Consider the following 5678-nt stretch of genomic DNA (forward strand, 5'->3'; position numbering starts at 1 on the left):
TCAGCGCAGAGGCAGCAAGACCGATTCAGGTTGAAAGCACGACGCCTATCGGGATTGCCGGACATGAAGAACTGCTTGAAAACGGACTTCACTTTTTTATGACAACAGATAAAGCGATAGACGCATTAAACGAGCTTTATAAAAAAGATGAGAATAAAAGCAAGAAAAAAGGCTCAATTTATAGAGCCCTACGTGCCATTTCAGATCAAGCTGTAAATACACAGATTATCCTATCTGTTTTTACAAAAGATGAGGACGAAGATGGAAATGATGAAATTTCAGCTTGCGTAAATGCGATCGGACTATTTGAAAAAGCTAAAGTGCAAACGGGCTACCGCCCAAATATTATTATAGCCCCTGAGTTTTCGGGCGAAGATGCGATAAAAGCAAAGCTTGAAAGTGTAGCAAAACGCTTAAAGGCTACGGGTATCGTAGATATAAAAGCAAACAATGCAAGCGAAGCGATAGTTAAGATGAAAGACTTTGGCACAAATCGCCTGATCGCAGCCTATCCAAACGTTAAAATTTGGGATGATGAAACAAACGATTATGCTTACGCGCCGCAATCGGCACGAATAGCCGGCATGATAGCTTATACCGACGGATCAAGCGAGTTTGGCTATTCAGACTCTTACTCAAACCGAGTAATGGGCGGAGTCGTAGGACTAGCCGATGATATAGATTATGAGCCGGGTGAGACTTGCACGGCGGATGAGCTTAGGGCGGCTCATATCTCAACTATCATTAGAGAGAGCGGCTTTAGAACTTGGGGTGGTGAAACATCAGACCAAGATACCATTTGGCAGGATCTAGCCCGTGTTAGGATATTTGACCGCATTTCACAGGCGGCTCAAAAGGGAGTATTCTTTGCGATCGACCGCAAGGCAGATCAACTCTATCACGCAAAAAGAAGCGTCGAGGAGCTTTTACGTCAGCTTGTAGGTGCAAAGGTATTGCTTGGATATGAGCTATCTTGGAGCGAAAAGAATACGGATGCAACGGTTACGGCAGGTAAATTCTATCTAGACGTAAGAATGCAAAATAATCCGATACTTAAACAGCTAACGCTAGATTTTATCTATGTGGATAGCTACTCGAGCCGGCTAATGGATGATTTAAATAAATAAAGGAGATAAAAGATGTTAAAACGACAAATCCCGGACGTTATTCAAGAAGCCAACGTTTTTATTAACGGACAAGGCTATTTAGGTGTTACAAAGAATTTAAAGGTGCCAACACTTGAGTTTGAAACCGTTGAGGCAAAAGGTGCTTTAAGCACAAACTACTCAACTGGTATGCTAAAAGCTACCGAGCTTGAGTTTAAAATTTCAAAGATTGATAAAAACCAGTTTGTATCTATCGGACTAAATTCATTTACCGATCGTATCCCATTTTTATTTAAAGCCTCTATTTTTAGAAGTGGTAAGGGCGACCCTGTGCCATTTTCAATGGCAGCAACAGGCGATATCATAAGCTGGGAGGTTAGCGAGTTTGAAAGCGGTAAAGAGGTTGAAGTAAGTGTAAAGCTCTCAGCTCACTTCTTAGACATTAACATTGATAACGTGCCAATGGTGGTTAAGGATGTAGAAAACATGATATGCCTTATTTCAGGCGTTGATTACATGGCAAAAGTTAGATCAAATTTAGGAGAGTGATATGCAAAAGAAAATCATAGAAGAAAAAGGTAATAAATATAGCGTCATCAAGCTAAGCGATGGTAAAGAGATAAAAATTCGCTATCCAAAAGGCAGAGATTTAAGGTTTGCCATGAGTGGGGCAAAGAGCGATGAAGCAACGCTAACATTTAGGTTAGCAAGTAGCTTAACTTGCCTAAGCGAAGCTGAGCTTGACGAGCTAGAAGCGAATGATTGTGCGACCATTTTAAAAGAGGTGAGTAGTTTTTTAGCATAGCCCCGACTTATGATGGGGTTGCAATAATCGCTCATATTTTACATTTTTCATTTAGTGAGATAATGGAGTTTTACTTAGATGAATATGGGGAGTTTTTAAAACGTGCCGTGGAGATTGTTAAGGCTAAAAATATGGCTGAGTAGGGGTTATTTTTTTGTAAATACGCCTGTAGCGATGTTTAAAACAGAGCAGGCGGCGCCCTCGTGGCCCATATCCTAAATTTCGGTTATAACGAAATTTTAGATACGGAAATTAGCGAATTTTTGCAATTTGTAAAAATCTCGCAAGAGATTTTAAAGGCTAAGAGCGTGTTATGAAAAACAGCTTTGTTAGGGTTTTATATGAGCCCTTAAATAGCTTTTTAAAAATAAAAGAACAAAGTATAGATAGGGGGATGGTTAAAGGAAAAAGAATAAGTGCCGCAAACGGAGCACCGATAATAGAGTAAAGCAGTGCATAAGGTTCGTCTATAAAAGCAAATAGCAAAACAAAACCGATAAGCACGGCAAAGGCTTTATTTAAAAACATATCGGCATTAAGCTGGGCGTTTATTCTATTCATCTTATCCTCTCTTTTTGGCAGATTATACAATATTTTTTTGACAATGGCACATAAAAACAAAAAAGGATCAAAAAATGGCTGATACGTCAGTAGGCATAGCTTTAAATTTAGCAGTTAAAGGGCTTGCTAATATCGATATGTGCGGGGCATCTATGAAAAAGCTTGCACTTTCTATTAAAGGAACAGGTAAAGAGGCGCGCCATTTGATGAAGGATTTAAAGGCTATTAAGGTAAATAATTTAAAGCTTGACGGCATAAAAAGACAAATGGACGGCTTTAGGTCTCAGTTTATGGAGCGAGCCGCTACCGCCGTAACCTTATCCATGCCCGTAAAATTCGCCATAGACTTTGAAAGCGCAATGGTCGATGTTAAAAAATATATAGAGTTTGAAAGCGATGAGCAATTTAAGAACATGGGAAGCCAAATCAAGCAGTTATCATCACAGTTTGGAGTAGGCTTTGCGGATATTGCAAGTATAGCGGCAAGTGGCGGACAGCAGGGTTTAAAAGCAAATCAAATTATGGATTATACAAAGCTAGTCTTAAAGATGGGAGTAGCCTTTGATATGAGCGGTAAGGACGCAGGCGATGCAGCCGCTTATGTAATGAACAACTTTAAACTAAGCGTTAAAGAGCTTAAAAAGCTTGGAAACCAGATGAACTTTTTAGACGATAAAATGTCGATGGTAAAATCAAGCGAGCTATTTAATATCCTAAATAGAACTTCATCAAACGCTAATATTTTAGGGCTTAGTGCAGATAGCACGGCGGCACTTGGAGCCAGCCTTTTAAGCGTAGGCAAAGCTCCTGAGGTGGCATCTACGGCGCTAAACTCTATGTTTAACGCACTAGCGAATTTAGACGGACAAGAGGAGAAATTTCATAAAGCTCTAAACAGAATGGGGCTGGATGCTCAGTACCTAAAAATAGCGTTAAAAAAAGATGCCTCAAAAGCAGTGCAAGAGTTTATTTTAGCCATTAGTAGCGTAAAAGGCGATGAGCAAATGGGCGTATTAACCGATATGTTCGGCAAACAATTTAGCGACGATCTGGGCTCACTAGCCGTCAATAAAGACATTTTAAGCAATGCCTTTAATCTTATAAAGCAAGATAGCAGCAAGAGTCTAGATGAAGCGTTGCAGCTTAAACTAAAAACTACAAAAAGCAGCCTAGAACGCCTTATAAATTCACTTAAAAATTTAGGCGTAAATATCGGCTCTGTGCTTTTGCCACCGCTTGCTACTCTAGCAGACGGACTGGCTAAGGCGTCAAATTGGTTAAGCGAATTAACCGAAAAAAGCCCTATCGTAAGTAAAATTATAAGCGGACTTGGCGTAGCTATAATGGGCTTTGCCGTGATTTTACCTGCCGTAGGTTATGCAGCGGCTTTTGTAAGCGGCGGGCTATTAAGGCTTAAAAACGTGTTTTTGCTCTTAAAGATTGAGGCCTCGCTGGCTACTATAAAATTAAAGGGGCTAACGGCTGCTCTTTGGCTAAAAGACAAAGCGATGAAAGCACTTACGGCCACGACAAAGCTACTAACTTCTGCTATGAAAGCTTTGGGTAAATTCATAAAAGGTGCCTTTTGGGTTGCGGGAAAAGCACTTGTTTTAGCTTACAACGTAGCGCTAAACACTCTTAAATTTACAGCTGGTGCAGCAAGCAAAGCGTTTAAATTTCTAGCTATCGGCATAAGAGCGATCAGTGCGGCGATGATGGCTAATCCTTTGGGTTTGATATTAGGCAGTATCGCAGTAGTCGCAGGAATAATCATTGCAAACTGGGATAAGGTAAAGGCGTGGTTTATGGCATTTATAGAGTGGTTACGTCCTGTTTGGGAGCCGACAATCAACGGCATAAAGCAGATTTGGAACGAGGTCGGCTCATTTTTTAGCTTTATAACCGATGGGTGGAAAGCAATATTTAGTGGCGTGGCTGATTTTATGGCAACAGTATTTCAAGAGCCCGTAGAATGGATAAAGGGGCTATTTGAGCCGCTATTTAACTGGCTGGCAGAGAAATTTAGCTGGGTTGGCTCTGCACTTGATGGTATAAAAAGCGGAGTTAAAACAGCTCTTGGCTGGGTGGGGCTTGGTGGCGATGAGCAAAGCTATGATACGCCAAATGGCGGATTTAGTAGCGGCGGCGGACTAATATCATCTAGCTTTAGCCCTGCCGCACAATATCAGGCAGTAGCCATGACAACAAGCGGAGCCACAATAAATGTAAATTTTAGCGGCGACTTTAATATCGCCACTAATAACGGAGTGTTTGACATGAGTGAGTTTGAAAGACAGCTAGTAAGTAGCGTAAAAAGAGCTTTAAAAACTGATGAGATGAATGCGAAAAATAGAGATATAAGGGGGCAATAGTGGTTTTAAGTCTAGGCGGCTTTAAATTTAATTGGAAGCAAACGGACGGCATAAGCCGTGAGAGTGAGTTTGGCATTAGCGAAAACGCAAGGATAGGAAACTATCCTGCACTCTTTCGTGCAAATTTAGGACACGAAAGTATAAAAATAGACGGACACACCTTGCCGTATCAAGGCGACAAGCAAGAGGCACTAAAAGAGCTTTATGCTCTAGCTGGTGCCGGGCTTAGCTACCCTTTAGTAACAGGATACGGTAAATATCTAGGAAAGTTTGTAATAACAAAAATAAGCGAGAGCCAAGCGGTTTTTACAGACAATGGACTATTTTTTACACAAGGGTTTAATTTAGAGCTTAAAAGGGACTATGATGGATAAAATTTACATAGCTAAAGACGGCGAAAGACTTGATATTATCGTTTATAAACATTACGGCACATTAAAAAATTTCACTGAAATTTTAGCTTTTAACAGCCGTTTAAACACCATTTTAAAAGCGGGCGATAAGGTATTTTTACCGGAAATAAAAGCAAAAGCGGTAAAGAGCGAGAAAACGTTATGGTAAGAGTACCAAATTTTAAGCTGCTTGCCAAAGGCAACGACATAACAGCTAAAATCAAAGCTAATTTAATAAGCCTAAACTACGAGGATAAAGAGGGAAGCGAAAGTGATGAGATAGCGTTTGTAGTAAACGGCATATACGCTAAACCGATGTTCGGCGATAATTTAGAGCTTTGGCTTGGGTATGAAGACAATCTTTACCATTGCGGCAAATTTAGCGTGCAAACAGCCACGCGTGATTACAAGGCAAACACGACGGAAGTAAGAGCTACTGCCG

Annotated in this window: 7 protein-coding genes and 1 pseudogene; 7 read left to right on the forward strand and 1 reads right to left on the reverse strand. The window is 40.6% G+C overall.

The genetic code is table 11. The features are described from left to right. The 3 genes from CCAL9328_RS10180 to CCAL9328_RS10190 all read left to right on the forward strand — a co-directional run. Positions 1–1127, forward strand: a 1127-nt coding sequence (locus CCAL9328_RS10180; RefSeq protein ID WP_170000582.1) for a phage tail sheath family protein, incomplete at its 5' end; no start/stop codon positions are given. Between the two features lie 12 nt (positions 1128–1139). Beyond that, positions 1140–1655 carry a phage major tail tube protein gene (locus tag CCAL9328_RS10185; RefSeq protein ID WP_170000583.1) on the forward strand — a complete coding sequence of 172 codons (516 nt, stop codon included), beginning with the start codon at positions 1140–1142 and terminating at the stop codon, positions 1653–1655. A 1-nt stretch (position 1656) separates the two neighbouring features. Continuing rightward, positions 1657–1911, forward strand: a complete 255-nt coding sequence (locus tag CCAL9328_RS10190) for a phage tail assembly protein (RefSeq protein ID WP_169938951.1) — start codon at positions 1657–1659, stop codon at positions 1909–1911. A 300-nt stretch (positions 1912–2211) separates the two neighbouring features. On the opposite strand, the gene CCAL9328_RS10195 is transcribed toward CCAL9328_RS10190, so the two are convergent. Next, a complete protein-coding gene (locus tag CCAL9328_RS10195) occupies positions 2212–2472 on the reverse strand; it encodes a hypothetical protein (protein WP_170000584.1) in 261 nt (86 codons plus the stop codon). A gap of 74 nt (positions 2473–2546) precedes the next feature. Here CCAL9328_RS10195 and CCAL9328_RS10200 point away from each other — a divergent pair, with 74 nt between their 5' ends. The 4 genes and pseudogenes from CCAL9328_RS10200 to CCAL9328_RS10215 all read left to right on the forward strand — a co-directional run. Then, the gene (locus CCAL9328_RS10200) at positions 2547–4844 is read left to right on the forward strand and encodes a phage tail tape measure protein (protein WP_170000585.1); all 2298 of its coding nucleotides are present in this window, start codon (positions 2547–2549) and stop codon (positions 4842–4844) included. Further along, complete coding sequence (locus tag CCAL9328_RS10205) at positions 4844–5218, forward strand: phage tail protein (RefSeq protein WP_170000586.1); 375 nt, start codon at positions 4844–4846, stop codon at positions 5216–5218. Before CCAL9328_RS10200 ends, CCAL9328_RS10205 begins: the two co-directional genes overlap by 1 nt. Further along, complete coding sequence (locus tag CCAL9328_RS10210) at positions 5211–5405, forward strand: tail protein X (RefSeq protein ID WP_170000587.1); 195 nt, start codon at positions 5211–5213, stop codon at positions 5403–5405. The genes CCAL9328_RS10205 and CCAL9328_RS10210 overlap by 8 nt, the downstream gene beginning before the upstream one ends. Then, positions 5399–5678, forward strand: a pseudogene (locus tag CCAL9328_RS10215) (phage late control D family protein); the annotation flags it as partial. The gene CCAL9328_RS10210 and the pseudogene CCAL9328_RS10215, both read left to right, overlap by 7 nt.

It is taken from the genome of Campylobacter sp. RM9328, from assembly GCF_012978615.1.